This is a genomic window from Winslowiella arboricola, from assembly GCF_025527015.1.
In the GTDB taxonomy this organism is placed as follows: Bacteria; Pseudomonadota; Gammaproteobacteria; order Enterobacterales; family Enterobacteriaceae; genus Erwinia; species Erwinia arboricola.
In genome coordinates this window covers 619,291-639,072 of record NZ_JAODIM010000042.1, presented here as the reverse complement: position 1 = coordinate 639,072, position 19,782 = coordinate 619,291, and the positions used below count along the sequence as shown (strand labels likewise).

Here is a 19,782-nt window from a genome sequence, read left to right as displayed (position 1 = left end):
AGCATAACGATGAATAGTCCTGTTTATGATTTTATCGCCATCGGCGTCGGCCCGTTTAATCTCAGTCTGGCTTGTCTGACCGATCCGATTGACGAGCTTAACGGCGTATTTCTCGACCAGAATCCAGGCTTTGACTGGCACACCGGTATGATGCTGGAGAGCGCCCATCTGCAAACACCGTTTATGGCCGATCTGGTGACGCTCGCGGACCCGACCAGCCGCTTTAGCCTGCTCAACTATATGAAGCAGACCGGCAAGCTGTATCGCTTTTATATCCGCGAAGACTTCTTTCTGATGCGCAAGGAGTACAACCAGTATTGCCAGTGGGCCAGCGCGCAGCTGAACAATCTGCACTGGAATACGCGGGTGGAGTATGTCAGCTATGACGACGCCTTGCAGTGCTACCGGGTACGCAGCAGCTCCACGCTGACCGGTGAAACACAGAGCTGGCTGGCACGTAAACTGGTGCTTGGCACCGGGCCATCGGCGTGGATGCCGCCGTGCAGCCGTCCGCATCGCCAGCGTCTGACCCACTCCAGCCACTATCTGGTGGATAAGCCGGCACTGCAGCAGAAAAAATCGATCACCGTACTCGGCAGCGGTCAGAGCGCGGCAGAGATTTTCTACGATCTGCTGGGCGATATTGATCGCCATCACTATCAGCTCAACTGGGTGACACGCGCTCCGCGTTACTATCCGCTGGAGTACACCAAGCTGACGCTGGAGATGACCTCGCCGGAGTGGATTGACTACTTCCACGCGCTGCCCGCCAGCAAGCGCGATGAGCTGAATGCCAGACACAAGAATCTGTATAAAGGGATTAACGGCAGCCTGATCAACGACATCTATGACCTGCTGTATGTCAAACAGCTGGATGGCGATCTGGACGTCAATCTGTTTACCCATTCCGAACTGACCGATATGCGCTGGCTGCCTGAGGGTGAATTTGAACTGTCGCTTCACCAGCAGGAGCAGGACCAGCACTATATCCGCCGCAGTGAAGGGGTAGTTATGGCGACGGGTTATCAGTATCAGCCACCAATGTTTGTCGAAGGGATTGCCGACCGTCTGCGCTGGGATGATAAAGGCCGTTATGACGTGCAGCGTAACTACAGTATCGATCAGCACAACCAGATCTTTGTGCAGAATGCCGAGCTGCATACCCATGGTTTTGTCACCCCGGACTTAGGTATGGCCTGTTATCGCAACTCAGTGCTGATCCGCGAACTGGTCGGGCGCGAAGTCTACCCGGTGGAACGGCAGATTGCCTTCCAGACCTTCCCGGCGCAGTCGGAGGTTAAAAATGAGCACTAGTCCCCTTTACAGCTGCGCGCGCAGCGCGGGTGAATTCACCCTGCGCCCGATGCAGCCCGAAGACGCCGAACTGGTTTACCGTTGGGTGACGCAGGATTACGCCCGCTTCTGGGGCATGCAGGACGACTCATTCGACAAGGTCGCCAGCTTCTATCGCGATCTGACACGTGATAACCCCAATGCGGCGCTTATCGGCTGTTGCAATCAGCAGCCGGTATTCCTGATGGAGTTCTATCAGGCGCAGCAGGATCAGATTGGCGAGTTCTATCCGGCACGCGACGACGATTACGGCATGCATATTCTGATTGCCCCGGCGGAGAAACCGATTCGCCAGTTTAGCTGGCAAGTGTTCAGCACGGTAATGGATTACATGTTCAGCCTGCCGCAGGTAGCGCGCGTGGTGGTGGAACCGGATGTGCGCAATCACAAGATCCACCCGCTGAATAAGCGCGCCGGTTTCTGCTATCAGCGCACCATCGATATGGGACACAAAACCGCCTGGCTGGCTTTCTGTCAGCGAGACGACTATCAAAAAGCTTTATTGCAGGAAACCCTGAATATGACCAACACCTCAACGCTCTCGAACGGTAGCCATCTTGCCAGTAACCACTGGGAACAGGCCAACCGCATGCTGATCCGCAAAGCCATTTCTGAATTCGCTCATGAAATGCTGATTGAACCGAAAAAACTGGCCTCCGGCGATAAATGGGACAGCTACAGTCTGGCCGTGCCGGGCAGTGAAGCTGAATACCGCTTCAGCGCTGCGCGTCTGGCGCTGGATCACTGGGCGGTCGATCCTGATTCGCTGCGTAAACATCAGAATGGCGAACCGCTAAAGCTGGATGCGCTGAGTTTTATCGTCGAGTTTAACCAGCAGATTGGTATTCCGCCCACTATGCTGGCGACCTATATGGAAGAGATCACCAGCACTCTGTGCAGCAGCGTATTTAAATTGCAGAACAATGTGCCGGACAGCGCTGCGCTGACCCGCGCCGATTTCCAGACGGTGGAAGCGGCGATGACCGAAGGCCATCCCTGCTTTGTTGCCAACAATGGCCGGATCGGTTTTGATGCGCGCGATTATCTGGCATACGCTCCCGAAGCCGCGACGCCAGTCAATCTGGTGTGGGTGGCAGTGCACCAGCGTAATGCACACTTCTCCAGTATTGATCAGCTGAGCTATGAGCAGGTAATGCGTGACGAGCTGGGCGAAGCGACAGTGGCGCAATTTAACGCGCATCTGGATACGCTGGGGGTAGCACGCGCAGACTATCTGTTTATGCCGGTGCATCCATGGCAGTGGCAGAATAAGCTGCTAACGGTCTTTGCGCCGGATATTGCCGCACGCGATATTGTTTATCTTGGTAGCGGTGACGATCAGTATCAGGCGCAGCAGTCGATTCGTACCTTCTTTAACCGCAGCCAGCCGAATAAGCGCTATGTCAAAACCGCGTTGTCGGTGCTGAATATGGGCTTTATGCGCGGCCTGTCGCCTTACTATATGGCGACCACGCCAGCAGTAAATCAGTGGCTGGAAGGTCTGGTGAAAAATGACAGCTGGCTGCAAAAGTGCGATTTCCGCATCCTGCGCGAAGTGGCGGCTATCGGCTATCACAATCGCTACTATGAGCAGGCGATCAGCGGTGACTCCGCCTATAAAAAGATGTTTGCTGCGTTATGGCGCGACAACCCGGTGGTTGATCTGCAACCGAATCAGCGTCTGATGACCATGGCGTCACTGCTGCATGTCGATCATCAGCAGCAACCGCTATTGCCTGCGCTGATTGCCGATTCCGGCGTCAGTGCCGGGCAATGGGTGACCGCTTATCTGCGCTGCTATTTAAGTCCGCTGCTACACTGTTTCTATCAGCACGATCTGGTGTTTATGCCGCACGGCGAAAACCTGATTTTACTGCTGGAGAATAACCTGCCGGTCAGCGCATATATGAAAGATATCGGTGAAGAGATTGCGGTGCTGAACCCGGATGCGGTACTGCCGGAGAAAGCACAGCGCCTGGCGGTGGACGTGCCGGAACACCTGAAGCTGCTGTCGGTGTTCACCGATGTATTCGACTGTATTTTCCGCTTTATCAGCGCTATTCTGGCGCAGGATAATACCCTGCCGCAAGAGGTGTTCTGGCGCTGCGTGGCGGATTGCGTAAAGGAGTATCAGCAGGCGCATCCACAGCTGAACAGTAAGTTTGCCCGTTATGACCTGTTTATGCCGGAATTCCAGCGTTCATGTCTCAACCGTCTGCAACTGGCTAATAATCAGCAGATGATTAACCTGGCGGATCCGGCGGAAAACCTGAAGTTTGCCGGTACTCTGATCAACCCTATTGCTGCATTTGCCCATACGCGCTGATTTATTAAAGCGCAGTATCAAGGCTTTACTCTGAACGCGATCGCACTGGCGATCGCGTTTTACGTTACTGGAAACAAGGAGCCTGGATGGCGTCGTATACCCCGGTGTCGAATCTTACTTTTCGTCACCTGATTTTTCCCCTCTCACTGGTGCTGTTCGAGTTCGCGACCTATATCGCCCACGATATGATCCAGCCGGGTATGTTGCTGGTTACCGAAGAGTTTCGCGTCGGGCCCGAATGGGTGTCTGCTTCGCTGACCGGCTATCTGATCGGCGGCATTGTGTTGCAGTGGCTGCTGGGGCCGCTGTCCGATAAATATGGCCGCCGTCCGGTGATGCTGGTCGGTGTCGCTTTCTTTGCCCTCTGCTGCGTGGTGATGCACTGGGTGAGCAGTATTGAGCAGTTTATCGCGCTGCGCTTTTTGCAAGGCATCAGCCTCTGTTTTATCGGCGCGGTGGGCTATGCGGCGGTGCAGGAAGCCTTTGATGAAACACTGAGCGTGCGCATTGCCGCGCTGATGGCCAATGTCGCGTTGCTGGCCCCCATCCTCGGACCGGTGGCGGGCGCCGCATTCCTTGGTTTTAGCGGCTGGCGCAATATGTTCTATCTGTTTGCCGTGGTCAGCGCTCTTGCCTTTATTGGCTTATGGCGCGCCATGCCGGAAACAGCTGGCGACAGAAACCACTCCATTTCGCTGAAATCGATGGGCAGCGGTTATCTGGCGCTGGTCAAAGATCGTCAGGTGATGAGCGGTTCACTGGCGATTGGCCTGGTCATCACTCCGATGCTGGCGTGGGTCGCGCTGTCGCCGGTGATTCTGATCCATGATGCTGGTTTAACGCGCATGACCTATGCCCTGCTGCAGCTGCCAATCTTCCTGGCGATGGTGGTGGGCAATCTGACACTCGGTAAACTGGCGGGACGTCTGCCGATTGAACAACCGCTGCGGCTCGGTGCGTGGCCGATTATGCTTGGTCTGCTGGTGGCGCTGGTCAGTACGCTGGTCGATAACCATAACTACTGGTGGCTGATCGCCGGGCTGAGTCTCTACGCGTTTGGCGCCGGGCTGGTTAATGCCGGCCTTTATCGTCTGACGATGTTTGCCAGCGAGGCCGGAAAAGGCAGCGTGGCGGCGATGGTCGGGATGTTCAGTATTGCGGTATTTGCGGTCGGTATTGAGGCGGCCAAATATGCTTATTTTGCTGGCGGCAATCTGCTGTTTAGCCTGGTCAATACGATTTGTGGCATTCTCTGGCTGCTGCTGGTGCGGGGCTTTTTACGCGAGCGGAAACGGCGTACGGCGATTAAAGCGATTTAACCATAGCGGGCGGCGATAACGCCGTCATTACATATCGCGGAAATCATCAGGACGGGCGGCGATAACGCCGCCCCTACGAAAGAGTATCTGGAAAGGCGTAGGGGAGCCGTTATCGGCTCCCGTTCATATTATTTCTTCGGATAGAGATCGTCACGCTGATAAGGTTCGGCTTCACCCTCTTTACGCGTTTTCAGCAGCTTCAGGATCCAGGTGTACTGCTCAGGATTCGGCCGGACAAAAATTTCCACTTCTTCGTTCATCCGACGCGCCAGCGTGACATCATCAGCATCAAGCAGATCGTCCATCGGCGGACGAATATGCATATGCAGCTGATGGGTCTTATTGTCGTAGGTCGGGAACAGCGGCACCACTTTGGCGCGGCATACCTTCATCAGACGGCCAATCGCCGGTAACGTGGCTTTATAGGTGGCAAAGAAATCGACAAATTCGCTCTGCTCAGGGCCATGATCTTCATCCGGCAGATAGTAACCCCAGTAGCCCTGACGCACCGAGCTGATAAACGGCTTGATGCCATCATCACGCGCATGCAGGCGACCACCGTAGCGACGGCGCATAATGTTCCACATATAGTCCACCAGCTCATTACGCTGATGATGGAACATGCCGGCAATTTTCAGTCCTTCAGAAGCCATCAGCATCGCCGGGATATCAATTGCCCAGCCGTGCGGCACCATGAAAATCACATTCTGCCCGCTGTCGCGCAGCTCATCCATAATTTCGCGCCCATGCCAGACAATGCGATCGCGCATTTTTTCCGGCTTACGTAACGCCAGCTCAGCCACCATCGCCATCGACTGCGGCGCGACAGCAAACATCTCATCGATGATCGCTTCACGCTGTGCTTCGGACAGTTCAGGCATGCAGTAATGGAGATTGATCTGCGCCCTGCGCCGCGCGCTACGGGCAAATTTACCGGCAGTACGTCCCAGCGCGCCCAGCATCGGATCACGCACGCGTGCCGGTAGCAGCGCGATGCCTGCACAGGCACCAATCCCTAACCACGCGCCCCAGAATTTAGGTTTCAGGAAAGCCTTTTGAAAGACGGGAATAAATTCACTATTACTTTTTTTATGGTTTTCCATGCACTCGCCTCAAACAATAACCGGCTAATGATAGTGCTGACGGACAAATTTGCAATCATTGTGCATCATGCATAAAAAAAACCGGCCGGTTTCCCGGTCGGTTTTTCGTTGCTGCCAGCTTAATTAAAGCTGAGCTGCGGGGTCACTTCTCTGACCTGCGCCAGATAATCTTTGCGATCGCTGCCTGCCAGTCCTTCAGAACGCGGCAGTTTAGCGTTTAATGGATTCACTGCCTGATTGTTAATCCAGATTTCATAATGCAGATGCGGACCGGTTGAGCGGCCGGTATTGCCGGACAATGCGATACGATCGCCGCGCTTCACCTTCTCGCCGGGCTTCACCAGCAGTTTTTTCAGGTGCATGTAGCGTGTCATATACTGACGACCGTGACGAATCGCCACATAGTTACCGGCACCGCCGCTACGTTTGGCAACCACCACTTCACCGTCACCCACTGCCAGCACAGGCGTGCCGACCGGAATAGCGAAGTCGACGCCTTTATGCGGCGCAATACGTCCGGTAACCGGATTCAGGCGACGCGGATTGAAGTTGGAAGACACACGATACTGTTTCACCGTCGGGAAACGCATAAAGCCGCGCGCCAGACCGGAACCGCTGCGATCGTAGAACTTGCCGTCTTCGGCGCGGATCGCATAGTAATCTTTGCCGCCGGTGCGCAGACGAACGCCTAACAGCTGGCTCTGCTCACTTTTACCATCCATCATTTCGCGCGACATCAGCACCGAGAACTGATCGCCCTTACGCAGTTTGCGGAAGTCCATCTGCCATTGCAGCGCTTTAATCACCGCGCTGGTTTCACCGCTGGACAATCCGGCGCGCTGGGCGCTGGCGGCAAAGCTGCCACTCAGCTCACCGCGCAATACGTTGTTCTGCCATTCACCCTTTTGCATCTCGCTGGAGGCTTTAAAACCGTTGCCGGAGCGATCGTAAGTACGGGTTTCACGGCGCGACATTTCCCAGGTCAGGCGCTGTAACTGGCCATCATCGGTCAGGGTCCAGGAAATTTGCTGACCGATCTTCAGGTTAGTCAGATCCTTATCGGCTTTCGCCAGCTGATTGATATCAGCCATCTCAATGCCATACTGATTCAGGATGCTGCTTAAGGTGTCGCCAGTCGATACTGTGTAATCGTGGGTGCCGGTTTCATTTGGCACGTCTTCATCGATTTCATCTTTCGGAATATCTTCTTCCGGTGCAGGGGTTGGCTGATCGATAGGTTCACTGGCTTCGGGCAACAAGGTACGCAGCTCGTTTTTATCCAGCTCGATATGTTTAACGATCGGGTTTTCGCTATCAACAGGGTGATAAACGTAGGGCCGCCAGACGGCGACGGCCAGCGTTACGACAGTCAGCGACCCCAGCATGACACGGTGGGGTCGCGGTAAGTTATTGAACGCCATGGCGACAGAGCGGGCTATCTGCTGCACTTTTTACTATTCCTCTATGCTCCTTTCAGGCAGCTCACATACTGGCTCGACAACTGTGAGAGGAATTTCACATAGCTGTCTTTTGCTAAGCTGATACCCATTCCCAGCGGATCTAAGGTGCCTTTTCGCACAGAAGTTCCGCGGGCAACGGCATCGATGACGGCCGGCCTGAATTGTGGTTCAGCGAAAACACATACGGCTTTCTGCTCAACCAACTGTGTTCGTATTTGATGTAAGCGCTGAGCGCCCGGTTGGATCTCAGGATTCACGGTAAAATGCCCGGCAGGCGACAACCCGTAATGTTTTTCAAAGTATGTGTAAGCATCATGAAAAACGAAATATCCCTTCCCTTTCACCGGCGCCAGCTCAGCACCAATCTGCTGGTCAGACTTCGCCAGGCTAACTTCGAATTGCTGGAGGTTAGCGTCTAGTTTGTCTTTGCTTTGCGGCATAAGTTCCAATAATTTTTGGTGGATTGCAACCGCCGATTGCCTTGCTATCTCTGGGGATAACCACAAGTGCATATTGTACTCACCGTGATGATGGTGGTCATGCCCCTCTTCATCGTGGCCGGAATGGCTCTCATCATGGTGCTCATCCTCTTCGCCACCGCGGATTAACAGTGGTTTTACTCCCGGCAATTCAGCCAGTTCAAGGTTTTTCTGCGGGGTAAATCCGGCCGCTGGTTTGGTCAGAAAAGCTTCCATTTCAGGGCCGATCCATACCACCAGATCCGCGCTCTGCAAGCGTTTAACGTCAGAAGGGCGTAATGCGTAGTCATGCTCAGATGCACCATCCGGAAGCATAACTTCCACCGGCGTGACACCATCAGCAATCGCCGCGGCGATAAAACCGAGCGGTTTAATTGAGGCCACCACCGCCGCCGAGGCTGGCGCAGCAAGCGAAGCGGCGAATCCCAGTGCGGCGAAGGCTGAAAATAAACGTTTTTTATTATGTAACATAATGCGTCAATCCATCGTGATTAGCTGATGGAGTGTGATATTATAACATTCGATATCTTCTGCAACCTGTAATTGACGATGCCCTCACTAATCACTCTGGAAAACATCTCGGTGTCCTTTGGTCAACGCCGCGTACTGTCTGATGTTTCACTGAAACTGGAACCCGGACGTATTCTTACGCTGCTTGGTCCTAACGGTGCCGGAAAATCGACGCTGGTACGCGTGGTGCTCGGATTAATTGCACCCAGCGCCGGTAAACTCGATCGCCCTGCCGGTTTGCGTATTGGTTACGTGCCGCAAAAACTGCATCTCGACTCTACCCTGCCGCTGACGGTCGATCGTTTTATGCGCCTGCGCCCCGGCGTTAAGCGCGCCGATATTCTGCCTGCGCTGAAACGCGTGCAGGCCGGGCATCTGCTGGAATATCCGCTGCAAAAACTGTCTGGCGGTGAAACGCAGCGGGTATTACTGGCGCGTGCGCTGCTGAATAATCCGCAGCTGCTGGTGCTGGATGAACCGACGCAGGGTGTCGACGTCAATGGCCAGGTGGCGCTGTATGATTTGATCGATCAGCTGCGTCGTGAACTGAACTGCGGCGTGCTGATGGTTTCCCATGACCTGCACCTGGTGATGGCGAAAACCGATGAGGTGCTGTGTCTTAACCAGCATATCTGCTGCTCCGGCACCCCGGAAGTGGTCTCAACCCATCCTGAGTTTATTTCAATGTTTGGCCCGCGCGGCGCCGAACAACTGGCGATCTACCGCCATCATCATAATCATCGTCACGATTTGCAGGGACGCATTATTCTGCGTCGGGGACAGGGTCCGTCATGATTGAATTGTTACTTCCCGGCTGGCTGGGCGGCGTGATGCTGGCCATTGCCGCCGGCCCGCTTGGCTCGTTTGTGGTCTGGCGCCGTATGTCCTATTTTGGCGATACGCTGGCGCACGCGTCGCTGCTTGGCGTCGCATTTGGCCTGCTGCTTAATATCAACCCGTTCTACGCGGTGATTGCGGTGACTTTGCTGCTGTCATTTGGTCTGGTGTGGCTGGAACGCCGCCCGCATCTGGCGATCGATACCCTGCTGGGGATTATGGCGCACAGCGCCCTGTCGCTTGGCCTGGTGGTGGTGAGTCTGATGTCGAACGTGCGCGTCGACTTAATGGCGTATCTGTTTGGCGATCTGCTGTCGGTGACGCCGGTTGATCTGATTGCCATTGCGGTCGGCGTCGCGCTGGTGCTGGCGATTCTTGCCTGGCAGTGGCGGGCGCTGCTGTCGATTACCATCAGCCCGGAAATGGCGCAGGTGGATGGCGTCAATCTTCAGCGCACCAAATTACTGTTGATGCTGGTAACGGCGCTGACGATTGGTGTGTCGATGAAGTTTGTCGGTGCGCTGATAATCACTTCACTGCTGATTATTCCGGCGGCCACCGCGCGTCGCTTTGCCCGTTCACCGGAGCAGATGGCGGCTGTCGCCATAGCGATTGGCGTGCTGGCGGTAACCGGCGGTCTGACCTTCTCGGCGTTTTACGATACGCCTGCAGGACCGTCAGTGGTGCTGAGCGCAGCGTTGATGTTTGTGATCAGTATGGTGAAAAAGCCAGCGGTTTAAATAACGGGCGGCGAGAACGCCGCCCCTGCAGAATATTATAAAGTCATATCGGGGTGGCGTTCTCGCCGCCCATGCCGAAGATTTGCACAATAAATAATGGCGACGTTTTCACCGCCCATCAGGTTATTCGCGGGTAATACCGAAATGTTTATAAGCGTGCTGAGTGGCGATACGGCCACGCGGAGTGCGCTGAATAAAACCCTGCTGAATCAGATACGGCTCCAGCACATCTTCAATGGTTTCACGCTCTTCGCCAATCGCCGCCGCCAGGTTATCCAGCCCTACCGGACCACCGGTAAACTTATCAATAATCGCCAGTAACAGCTTGCGGTCCATATAGTCAAAACCTTCAGTATCGACATTCAGCATATCCAGCGCTTTCGACGCCACATCGCCGCTCAGCTCACCGTTGGCGCGCACTTCTGAGAAGTCACGTACCCGGCGCAGCAGACGGTTAGCAATACGCGGGGTGCCGCGGGCGCGACGCGCAATTTCCAGCGCGCCATCTTCGCTCAGATCCAGCCCCAGCACCGCAGCGCTGCGGCCGACGATATGTTGCAAATCTTCAACGCGATAGAACTCCAGACGCTGCACGATACCAAAGCGGTCACGCAGCGGCGAGGTGAGTGAGCCAGCACGCGTAGTGGCGCCAATCAGGGTAAACGGCGGCAAATCGAGTTTAATCGAGCGCGCAGCCGGGCCTTCGCCAATCATAATATCCAGCTGATAATCTTCCATCGCCGGATAGAGCACTTCCTCGACCACCGGTGACAGACGATGGATCTCATCGATAAACAGCACGTCGTGCGGTTCAAGGTTAGTCAGCATCGCCGCCAGATCCCCGGCTTTCTCAAGTACCGGGCCGGATGTGGTACGCAGATTAACGCCCATCTCGTTGGCGACAATATTTGCCAGCGTGGTTTTACCTAATCCCGGCGGGCCAAAAATCAGCAGATGATCGAGTGCCTCACCGCGCATTTTCGCCGCTTCGATAAAGATTTCCATCTGCTCACGCACCGGCTGCTGACCGACATATTCCGCCAGCAGCTTAGGACGTATCGCGCGGTCAATTACCTCGTCTTCAGAGATAATACCCGGCGATATAAGGCGATCGGCTTCAATCATGCGTTACCTCAAATAGCTGCGCGCAGGGCTTCACGGATCAGGGTTTCGCAATCCGCACCGGCACGACCCACTTTGCTGATCATCCGGCTGGCTTCCTGCGGTTTATAGCCCAGCGCTACCAGTGCAGAGACCGCTTCGCCTTCCGCATCATTGGCGGCTGGCGCCGGACTTTCGCTGGTCAGCGCAAAGGTTGAATCGGTCGCAAACAGATCGCCATGCATCCCTTTAAAGCGATCTTTCATTTCCACCACCAGCCGCTCAGCGGTTTTCTTGCCAACGCCCGGCAGTTTTACCAGTGCGGCAATCTCTTCCCGCTCGACTGCGGTAACAAACTGCTGCGCCGACATGCCGGAGAGGATCGCCAGTGCCAGCTTGGGTCCGACGCCGTTCACTTTAATCAGCTCGCGAAACAGCGCACGCTCCTGCTTGCTGTTAAAACCAAACAGCAGCTGCGCATCTTCACGCACCACAAACTGAGTGAAGATAATGGCTTCGTGATTCAGTTCAGGCAGCTCATAAAAACAGGTCATCGGCATATGCACTTCATAGCCCACGCCGTTGGCTTCAATTAATACCTGCGGTGGCTGTTTCTCAAGAATAATGCCTCTCAGACGACCTATCACGTTAAGCTTCCTTTGGATAATGAGGGAATGTGCTGTTTATAACATAAAAAAGGCTGGATGAATATCCAGCCTGTTAAGGACGCAGACGCCCGCGCGTCAGTTGTAGTCGGGTTTCACTGAGACGGCTGGCGTTCTGGCTGACGTGACAATGGGTAATAGCAATCGCCAGCGCATCGGCAGCATCCGACTGCGGATTGGCCGCCAGTTTCAGCAGGGTTCGCACCATATGCTGAACCTGGCTCTTTTCGGCGCTGCCGATCCCCACTACCGTCTGTTTCACCTGACGCGCCGCGTACTCAAATACCGGTAAGTCCTGATTGACCGCAGCGACAATTGCCGCGCCGCGCGCCTGGCCCAGCTTCAGTGCAGAATCCGCGTTCTTCGCCATAAACACCTGTTCGATGGCAAAAAACTCCGGCTGAAACTGGGTAATGATTTCGCTGACGCCGGCATAAATCAGCTTCAGCCGCGTCGGCAGATCCGGCACGCCGGTACGAATACAGCCGCTGCCGAGATAGGTGAGCTGCCGCCCAACCTGACGAATCACACCGTAGCCGGTTACGCGTGAGCCAGGGTCAATGCCCAAAATAATTGCCATCACGCGTCTCCGGTGGTGTGCTGTTGCCTGCAGGGTAACGCCATTACAGCGTAGCCGCCACCTCATCGGAAATTTCACCGTTATGGTAAACTTCCTGCACATCGTCACAATCTTCCAGCATATCAATCAGACGCAGCAGTTTTGGCGCGGTCTCTTCATCCATATCCGCTTTGGTCGATGGGATCATCGTCACTTCAGCAGAATCAGCCGTCAGACCCGCCGCTTCCAGCGCCGCTTTTACCGCACCGAGGGATTCCCATGCGGTAAAGACGTCGATAGCGCCGTCATCATAGGTGACGATATCATCAGCACCGGCTTCCAGCGCCGCATCCATCACTGTATCTTCATCAAGACCCGGCGCGAAAGTGATCACCCCTTTTTTGGTAAACAGGTAGGCCACAGAACCATCAGTGCCGAGGTTGCCACCGGTTTTAGTGAAAGCGTGACGCACTTCACCAACAGTACGGTTACGGTTATCACTCAGGCACTCGATCATTACGGCAGTGCCGCCCGGACCGTAACCTTCGTAGATAATGGTTTCCATATTGCTGTCGTCTTCGCCGCCAACACCACGGGCAATCGCACGGTTCATGGTGTCACGCGTCATATTGTTCGACAGCGCTTTATCCATTGCCGCACGCAGACGCGGGTTAGAATCCGCATCGCCGCCGCCCAGTTTCGCCGCCGTCACCAGCTCACGAATGATTTTGGTGAAGATTTTACCGCGTTTGGCATCCTGTGCCGCTTTGCGGTGTTTGGTATTAGCCCATTTACTATGGCCTGCCATTGAATTTCTCTCCAAATGATATATCGCCCAGGCTTTCTTGCTGGCGAGTTTGCCCGCTGGCAGTGCTCGCAATCCTCACGTACTTCAGTACGCTGCAGTTGCTGTGCGCTGGCAGCGAACAAACTCGCTGCGCCGATAACGCCTGGCCTTTAATGCAAAAAAATCAGAACAAAACTTAAATCACAAATTCTTCTATCGCCTGGCGATTACTCCAGGACTTGGTCAGCTGCGCGGCGTTGACAGCATCAAGCCATTGATATGCCAGATGCTCACTGATCACTACGGCGCGTTCCGTCGGTAAGGCCAGGCTAAACCAGTGCTCCTGGTTATGCGTAACGCCTGGCGCATAGCGATGACGAAAGTGGCTGAAGATTTCAAATTCTATCTGACGCTGGCAGTCGACAACTGTGAGCTGCTCAGCGTTGATATCAATTGCAACCTCTTCCAGCACTTCACGCCGGGCAGTTTCCCGCGGAGTTTCCCCGGCTTCCACGCTGCCGGTGACCGACTGCCAGAACTCAGGGTCGTCGCGACGCTGCAGCATCAGCACCCGCCGGGTGTCGCGGGCGAAGATCACCACTAACACCGAGACGGGTCGCTTATAGCCCATATTATTCGTTCTCAAGACTCTGTGGCTTGTCCTTCTTCACCACCTGAATCGCCAGCTCTTCCAGCGAAGCCGGATTGGCGAAACTTGGCGCTTCAGTCATCAGACAGGCGGCCGCGGTGGTTTTCGGGAAGGCAATGACATCACGAATATTGTCGGTGCCGGTCAGCAGCATCACCAGACGGTCCAGACCAAAGGCGAGGCCCGCGTGTGGCGGCGTACCGTATTTCAGTGCATCCAGCAGGAAGCCAAACTTCTCACGCTGCTCCACTTCAGTAATGCCCAGAATGCCGAATACGGTTTGCTGCATCTGGCCCTGGTGAATACGAACTGAACCGCCGCCCACTTCATAACCGTTAATTACCATATCGTAAGCGTTGGCAATCGCAGTTTCTGGTACGGATTTCAGCTGTTCCGGCGTCATCTCTTTGGGTGCGGTAAATGGATGGTGCATGGCGCTGAGACCACCTTCGCCATCTTCTTCGAACATCGGGAAATCCACCACCCACAACGGTGCCCATGCGGCATCACGAGTGATATTCAGATCGCGACCCAGCTTCAGGCGCAGTGCACCCAGCGCATCGGCAACCACTTTGCCGTTGTCGGCGCCAAAGAAGATCATATCGCCATCGGCCGCGCCAGTGCGCGCCAGAATCGCTTCAACGATATCCGCATCAAGGAATTTCGCCACCGGACTCTGGATACCTTCCAGACCTTTCGCGCGCTCGTTTACCTTGATATACGCCAGGCCTCTCGCGCCGTAGATTTCGATAAATTTACCGTAGTCGTCAATCTGCTTACGGCTCAGCGTAGCGCCACCCGGTACGCGCAGTGCGGCAACGCGGCCTTTGGCATCGTTCGCCGGACCGGAGAATACTTTGAACTCAACGTTTTTCAGCAGGTCGGCAACATCCACCAGCTCCATCGGGTTACGCAGATCCGGTTTATCCGAGCCGTAACGACGCATCGCTTCGGCAAATGTCATGGTCGGGAAATCGCCCAGCTCGACGCCTTTCACTTCCAGCCACAATTCGCGTACCAGACGCTCCATCACCTCACGCACCTGAGGCGCAGTCATAAAGGAGGTTTCGACATCGATCTGGGTAAATTCAGGCTGACGGTCAGCGCGCAGATCCTCATCACGGAAGCATTTCACGATCTGATAGTAACGGTCGAAACCGGACATCATCAGCAGCTGCTTAAACAGCTGTGGTGATTGTGGCAGCGCATAAAACTTGCCTTTATGTACGCGGCTTGGCACCAGATAGTCACGCGCGCCTTCCGGCGTGGCTTTGGTAAGCATCGGCGTTTCAATATCGAGGAAACCGTGGTCATCCATAAAACGACGGACAAAACTGGAAATTTTGGCGCGCGTTTTCAGGCGATTAGCCATTTCCGGACGACGCAGATCCAGATAGCGGTATTTCAGGCGCGCTTCTTCGGTGTTCTCATGATTTGAGTCCAGCGGCAGCGGTTCAGAGCGGTTAATAATGGTCAGTTCGGTGGCAAATACTTCCACTTCACCGGTGGCCATATCGCTGTTTTTGTTCTTATCATCACGCGCACGTACGGTGCCCGTAATCTGAATGCAGAATTCGTTACGCAGTTCAGAAGCCAGATTAAACGCGTCCTGACGGTCCGGATCGAAAAACACCTGAACGATGCCTTCACGGTCGCGCATATCAATAAAGATCAGGCTGCCCAGATCGCGACGACGATTGACCCAACCACACAGTGTCACTTGCTGGCCGACGTGAGACAGATTGATCTGTCCGCAATACTCAGTACGCATAACGATATCCTTTTAACTTCACCGCTGCTGCACGCGCAGCATTTTAGGTCGTCTTTTGTTATTACCTCATCAGGCAATCGCCGGAGGTAGTGAGCAGACGCTGCCCTGAAAAAGGCAGGCATTATAATGTAAAATCGGCAGGGCGATAAGTGCTGAGCGCCATAACCACCGCAGATTGCCGTGATTCATCTCCACCCGTAGCCGGTTTATCACAAAAAGTAACAAAATTCGCGGTGTTACGACACCTTTCGCCTCGCCGCTGATAACAGTTTATCGCTACTCTCTTCCTTTTCCCGCCACTTTGGAGTCGATAATGAAGTTAAACACTGCTACGACCGCACTGGTATTAATCGATTTACAGGAAGGTATTCTGCCGTTTGCCGGTGGCCCGCATACGGCAGATCAGGTTGTCACGCGTGCCGCCACGCTGGCGGAGAAGTTCCGCGCGGTCAATGCGCCGGTGATTCTGGTGCGCGTCGGCTGGTCAAAAGATTTTGCCGAAGCGCCAAAGCAAGCGGTGGATGCGGAGAATCCAGGCGCTGCTCTGCCGGATAACTGGTGGGTTTATCCGGCTGCGCTTGGCGTGCAGCCGGGTGATATTGAAGTCACCAAACGCCAGTGGGGCGCGTTTTACGGCACCGACCTTGAGATGCAGCTGCGTCGTCGCGGCATCAATACCATTGTGCTGGCCGGGATCTCCACCAATATTGGCGTTGAATCCACTGCGCGTAACGCCTGGGAGCTGGGCTTTAATCTGGTGATTGCCGAAGATGTCTGTAGCGCAGGCAGCACGGAGCAACATCAGGGCAGTCTGAACTGGATTTTTCCACGCATTGCGCAAGTTCGTCAGTCCGCAGAGATTATTGCCGCGTTATAATAATGGCCGGACAGGGAGTGTCCGCCACCGGAGAGGGATAAAATGATTTGGCTGGGCTTACCACAATGGCAGCACCCACAATGGAAAAAACTCGGGATTGAAACCCTGGCGGATTACGCGCGCTTTTTTAACTGTGTGGAAGGCAATACCACCCTGTATGCCCTGCCCAAAGCAGAAATCGTCCAGCGCTGGAAGGCGATGACCGACGACCATTTTCGTTTCTGTTTTAAGTTTCCGGCCACCATCAGCCATAAGGCCGCCCTGCGTCATTGTGACGATCTGACTGAAGAATTTTTCCGCACCCTGGATCCGCTGGCGCGACGGATTGGTCAGTACTGGTTGCAGCTGCCCTCCGCTTTTGGACCCGATGAACTTCCCTATCTGTGGGCGTTTCTCGATAAGCTGCCACGCGCCTTTCAGTACGGTGTCGAAGTGCGTCATCCGCTGTTCTTTGCCAAAGGCGAAGCTGAACAGGCGCTGAACCGCGGCCTGCATCAGCGCGGCATCAATCGGGTGATGTTAGACAGCCGCCCGGTACATGCCGCCACTTCCGGTACGCCGGCGCTGATTGAAGCCCAGCGTAAGAAACCGAAACTGCCCGCCCATGCGGTGATGACGGCAAATAATCCGATGGTGCGTTTTATCGGCGGCGACGACCCGGCAGCCAACCTGCCCTTTTTTAACGACTGGCTGCGTAAATTGCCCGCCTGGTCGCAGCAGGGCCAGCCATGGCTGTTTATCCATACCCCCGATATCGGTGAAGTGCTGACGCTGGTCCAGTATCTCTGGCCGCATCTGCAACAGGCCCTTCCTGCCATCGGCGCAGCGCCTGACTGGCCACAGCAGGCGCAGCTGTTCTGACTGATCCACTGAATAAAGGCTAAACAGTTGCGCGGCGGCAAGGCGACACTTATCAGTTTCCCGGCTATGATAGGCGCAGCAACAATCTTTCCTCGATGGAGTTCAGCATGGTCAGCGCGCTTTATGTCGTGCTTGGGGCACTGTTTTTAATTAAGTTTTCAGTTGATGTGATACGCCTGCGTCGTTCATATCGCGTTGCACATGGCGACGGTGGTTTCTCTGAATTACAGATTGCGATGCGCATTCATGGCAATGCGATGGAAAATATCCCTGTTGCCCTGCTACTGCTGGTAATGATGGAGATGAATGGCGCCGATATCTGGATGCTGCATCTGAGCGCGCTGTTTTTCTTTGTCGGCCGCGCCATGCATTTCTGGGGCATGCACCACAGTGTGATGTTCTGGCGGCGTAACGGTATGCTGTTAACCGGCCTGTCATTGATTGCGATGGTGATCTTTAATCTGCTGTTTATGCCGTGGGATCTGATCCTGACGCTGCATTAATCGCCTGTTCTGGCAAAGCAGGTGCAGCCCGCGCTGCTTTCTGCCAAAATAGTGCCCTTCCCGTTGTTCACCGGATTTACCGTTATGTCTAACCGCGATACGCTTTTCTCCGCGCCAATCTCGAAGCTTGGTGACTGGACCTTTGATGAGCGCGTAGCTGAAGTTTTCCCTGATATGATTCAGCGCTCGGTGCCAGGTTACTCCAATATCATTTCGATGATTGGCATGCTGGCGGAACGTTTTGTACAGCCCGACAGCCGGGTTTACGATCTCGGCTGCTCGCTGGGCGCCGCCACGCTTTCCGTGCGCCGTAATATTCAGGTCGCTGGTTGCCAGATTATTGCCGTGGATAATTCACCGGCAATGGTGGAGCGTTGCCGCCGCCATATCGACGCCTTTCGCGCCGACACCCCGGTTGAGGTGATTGAAGCGGATATCCGCACCATCAATATCGAAAACGCCTCGCTGGTGGTGCTGAATTTCACCCTGCAATTCCTTGCGCCGGAAGAGCGCCAGCAGCTGCTGAATACTATTTATCAGGGGCTGAAGCCGGGTGGCGCGCTGGTGCTGTCAGAAAAGTTTAGCTTTGCCGATCAACAGGTTGGTGAGCTGCTGTTTAATATGCATCACGACTTTAAGCGCGCCAATGGCTATAGCGAACTGGAAATCAGCCAGAAACGCAGCATGCTGGAAAATGTGATGCTCACCGATAGCGTGGAAACCCATAAGCAGCGTCTGCATACGGCGGGTTTCGAACATGCAGAACTCTGGTTCCAGTGTTTTAACTTTGGCTCTTTGATTGCGGTAAAAGCGAGTGATAAATGATCGACTTTGGTAATTTTTATCAGTTAATCGCCAAAGGCCCGCTGGCGCCGTGGCTGGAGACACTGCCCGCGCAAATCGCCAGCTGGCAGCGTGATAATCTGCATGGCAGTTTTAAAAACTGGCACCGCGCAGTGGAGTATTTACCGCTGCTGGAACCAGAGCGCCTCGATCTGCTTCACAGCGTCACCGCTGACAGCAATAATCTGAGCGAGCGCCAGCGTGGCGGTATCAATAATTTACTGCGCAATTTAATGCCGTGGCGTAAAGGCCCTTATTCGCTTTACGGCACGGAGATCGACACTGAATGGCGTTCCGACTGGAAATGGCAGCGGGTGTTGCCGCACATCTCGCCGCTGGCGGGCCGCACGGTGCTGGATGTCGGATGTGGCAGTGGCTACCACATGTGGCGCATGCTTGGCGCGGGCGCGCAGCTGGTGGTCGGCATCGATCCGATGCAGCTGTTTCTCTGCCAGTTTGAAGCGGTACGTAAGCTGCTGGGTAACGATCAGCGCGCTCATCTGTTGCCGCTGGGTATTGAGCAACTGCCGGAATTAAAAGCCTTTGATACGGTGTTTTCGATGGGTGTGCTCTACCATCGCCGTTCACCGCTTGACCATCTGTTCCAGCTGAAAAACCAGCTGGTCAGCGGTGGCGAGTTAGTGCTGGAAACCCTGGTGATTGAAGGGGATGACCAGGCGGTGCTGGTGCCAGGCGAGCGCTATGCGCAGATGCGTAATGTTTACTTTATCCCTTCTACCGGTGCGTTAAAAAACTGGCTGGAGAAGTGTGGTTTTGAAGATGTGCGTATTGTCGACTATTCGCTGACCAGCACCGATGAACAGCGTCGCACCGACTGGATGACCAGCGAATCCCTGGCGGAATTCCTCGATCCTGAAGATGCGAGCAAAACCGTGGAAGGTTATCCCGCACCGCTGCGTGCGGTGCTGGTGGCGAGAAAGCCGTAAATAACTACGCTATGCGGGTGGCGAAAACGCCGCCCCTACAAAAAACCATCACAACCTGTAGGGGCGGCGTTCTCGCCGCCCGTATTGATGAT

The 19,782-nt window shown here is 54.8% G+C and carries 19 protein-coding genes; 10 read left to right on the top strand and 9 right to left on the bottom strand.

Annotated elements, in window-relative coordinates; all coding sequences use genetic code 11:
* Window positions 1-9 precede the first annotated feature (9 nt).
* The 3 genes from N5923_RS17385 to N5923_RS17375 all read left to right on the top strand — a co-directional run bounded on the left by N5923_RS17385 (window position 10) and on the right by N5923_RS17375 (window position 4,998).
* On the top strand, window positions 10-1,314 hold the full coding sequence (locus tag N5923_RS17385) for a lysine N(6)-hydroxylase/L-ornithine N(5)-oxygenase family protein (protein WP_267145105.1): 1,305 nt from the start codon (window positions 10-12) through the stop codon (window positions 1,312-1,314).
* Entirely contained in the window at window positions 1,304-3,679 is a 2,376-nt protein-coding gene (locus tag N5923_RS17380) for a GNAT family N-acetyltransferase (RefSeq protein ID WP_267145106.1), read from the top strand. Before N5923_RS17385 ends, N5923_RS17380 begins: the two co-directional genes overlap by 11 nt.
* A gap of 86 nt (window positions 3,680-3,765) precedes the next feature.
* Window positions 3,766-4,998, top strand: a complete 1,233-nt coding sequence (locus tag N5923_RS17375; RefSeq protein WP_267145107.1) for an MFS transporter — start codon at window positions 3,766-3,768, stop codon at window positions 4,996-4,998.
* A 128-nt stretch (window positions 4,999-5,126) separates the two neighbouring features.
* Here N5923_RS17375 and lpxM read toward each other — a convergent pair whose 3' ends face one another.
* From lpxM to znuA, 3 genes are all read right to left on the bottom strand, one after another.
* The gene (gene lpxM, locus N5923_RS17370) at window positions 5,127-6,101 is read right to left on the bottom strand and encodes a lauroyl-Kdo(2)-lipid IV(A) myristoyltransferase (RefSeq protein WP_267145108.1); all 975 of its coding nucleotides are present in this window, start codon (window positions 6,099-6,101) and stop codon (window positions 5,127-5,129) included.
* 119 nt (window positions 6,102-6,220) lie between these two features.
* Window positions 6,221-7,549 carry a murein DD-endopeptidase MepM gene (gene mepM, locus N5923_RS17365; protein WP_267145109.1) on the bottom strand — a complete coding sequence of 443 codons (1,329 nt, stop codon included), beginning with the start codon at window positions 7,547-7,549 and terminating at the stop codon, window positions 6,221-6,223.
* A gap of 14 nt (window positions 7,550-7,563) precedes the next feature.
* Entirely contained in the window at window positions 7,564-8,511 is a 948-nt protein-coding gene (gene znuA, locus N5923_RS17360) for a zinc ABC transporter substrate-binding protein ZnuA (protein WP_267145110.1), read from the bottom strand.
* A gap of 78 nt (window positions 8,512-8,589) precedes the next feature.
* Between znuA and znuC the strand changes: the two genes are divergently transcribed.
* On the top strand, window positions 8,590-9,345 hold the full coding sequence (gene znuC / locus N5923_RS17355) for a zinc ABC transporter ATP-binding protein ZnuC (RefSeq protein WP_026111947.1): 756 nt from the start codon (window positions 8,590-8,592) through the stop codon (window positions 9,343-9,345).
* Window positions 9,342-10,127, top strand: coding sequence for a zinc ABC transporter permease subunit ZnuB (gene znuB, locus N5923_RS17350; protein ID WP_267145111.1), 786 nt, complete (start codon window positions 9,342-9,344; stop codon window positions 10,125-10,127). The genes znuC and znuB overlap by 4 nt, the downstream gene beginning before the upstream one ends.
* A 123-nt stretch (window positions 10,128-10,250) precedes the next feature.
* Here znuB and ruvB read toward each other — a convergent pair whose 3' ends face one another.
* The 6 genes from ruvB to aspS all read right to left on the bottom strand — a co-directional run bounded on the left by ruvB (window position 10,251) and on the right by aspS (window position 15,659).
* On the bottom strand, window positions 10,251-11,252 hold the full coding sequence (gene ruvB / locus N5923_RS17345; protein ID WP_267145112.1) for a Holliday junction branch migration DNA helicase RuvB: 1,002 nt from the start codon (window positions 11,250-11,252) through the stop codon (window positions 10,251-10,253).
* A gap of 8 nt (window positions 11,253-11,260) precedes the next feature.
* Window positions 11,261-11,875, bottom strand: a complete 615-nt coding sequence (ruvA, locus tag N5923_RS17340) for a Holliday junction branch migration protein RuvA (RefSeq protein WP_017802884.1) — start codon at window positions 11,873-11,875, stop codon at window positions 11,261-11,263.
* Between the two features lie 73 nt (window positions 11,876-11,948).
* Entirely contained in the window at window positions 11,949-12,473 is a 525-nt protein-coding gene (gene ruvC / locus N5923_RS17335) for a crossover junction endodeoxyribonuclease RuvC (RefSeq protein WP_267145113.1), read from the bottom strand.
* Window positions 12,474-12,516: 43 nt separating this feature from the next.
* Entirely contained in the window at window positions 12,517-13,260 is a 744-nt protein-coding gene (locus N5923_RS17330) for a YebC/PmpR family DNA-binding transcriptional regulator (RefSeq protein WP_017802886.1), read from the bottom strand.
* 175 nt (window positions 13,261-13,435) lie between these two features.
* Window positions 13,436-13,870 carry a dihydroneopterin triphosphate diphosphatase gene (gene nudB / locus N5923_RS17325; RefSeq protein WP_267145132.1) on the bottom strand — a complete coding sequence of 145 codons (435 nt, stop codon included), beginning with the start codon at window positions 13,868-13,870 and terminating at the stop codon, window positions 13,436-13,438.
* Between the two features lies 1 nt (window position 13,871).
* On the bottom strand, window positions 13,872-15,659 hold the full coding sequence (aspS, locus tag N5923_RS17320; RefSeq protein WP_267145114.1) for an aspartate--tRNA ligase: 1,788 nt from the start codon (window positions 15,657-15,659) through the stop codon (window positions 13,872-13,874).
* A gap of 310 nt (window positions 15,660-15,969) precedes the next feature.
* On the opposite strand from aspS, the gene N5923_RS17315 reads away from it, so the two are divergent.
* The 5 genes from N5923_RS17315 (at window position 15,970) to cmoB (ending at window position 19,690) form a co-directional block, all read left to right on the top strand.
* Entirely contained in the window at window positions 15,970-16,536 is a 567-nt protein-coding gene (locus N5923_RS17315; protein ID WP_267145133.1) for a hydrolase, read from the top strand.
* Window positions 16,537-16,578: 42 nt separating this feature from the next.
* Window positions 16,579-17,397 carry a DUF72 domain-containing protein gene (locus N5923_RS17310; RefSeq protein WP_267145115.1) on the top strand — a complete coding sequence of 273 codons (819 nt, stop codon included), beginning with the start codon at window positions 16,579-16,581 and terminating at the stop codon, window positions 17,395-17,397.
* A 107-nt stretch (window positions 17,398-17,504) separates the two neighbouring features.
* Entirely contained in the window at window positions 17,505-17,900 is a 396-nt protein-coding gene (locus N5923_RS17305; protein WP_267145116.1) for an MAPEG family protein, read from the top strand.
* A gap of 84 nt (window positions 17,901-17,984) precedes the next feature.
* On the top strand, window positions 17,985-18,725 hold the full coding sequence (gene cmoA, locus N5923_RS17300; protein ID WP_267145117.1) for a carboxy-S-adenosyl-L-methionine synthase CmoA: 741 nt from the start codon (window positions 17,985-17,987) through the stop codon (window positions 18,723-18,725).
* Complete coding sequence (gene cmoB / locus N5923_RS17295; RefSeq protein WP_267145118.1) at window positions 18,722-19,690, top strand: tRNA 5-methoxyuridine(34)/uridine 5-oxyacetic acid(34) synthase CmoB; 969 nt, start codon at window positions 18,722-18,724, stop codon at window positions 19,688-19,690. Before cmoA ends, cmoB begins: the two co-directional genes overlap by 4 nt.
* Window positions 19,691-19,782 lie beyond the last annotated feature (92 nt).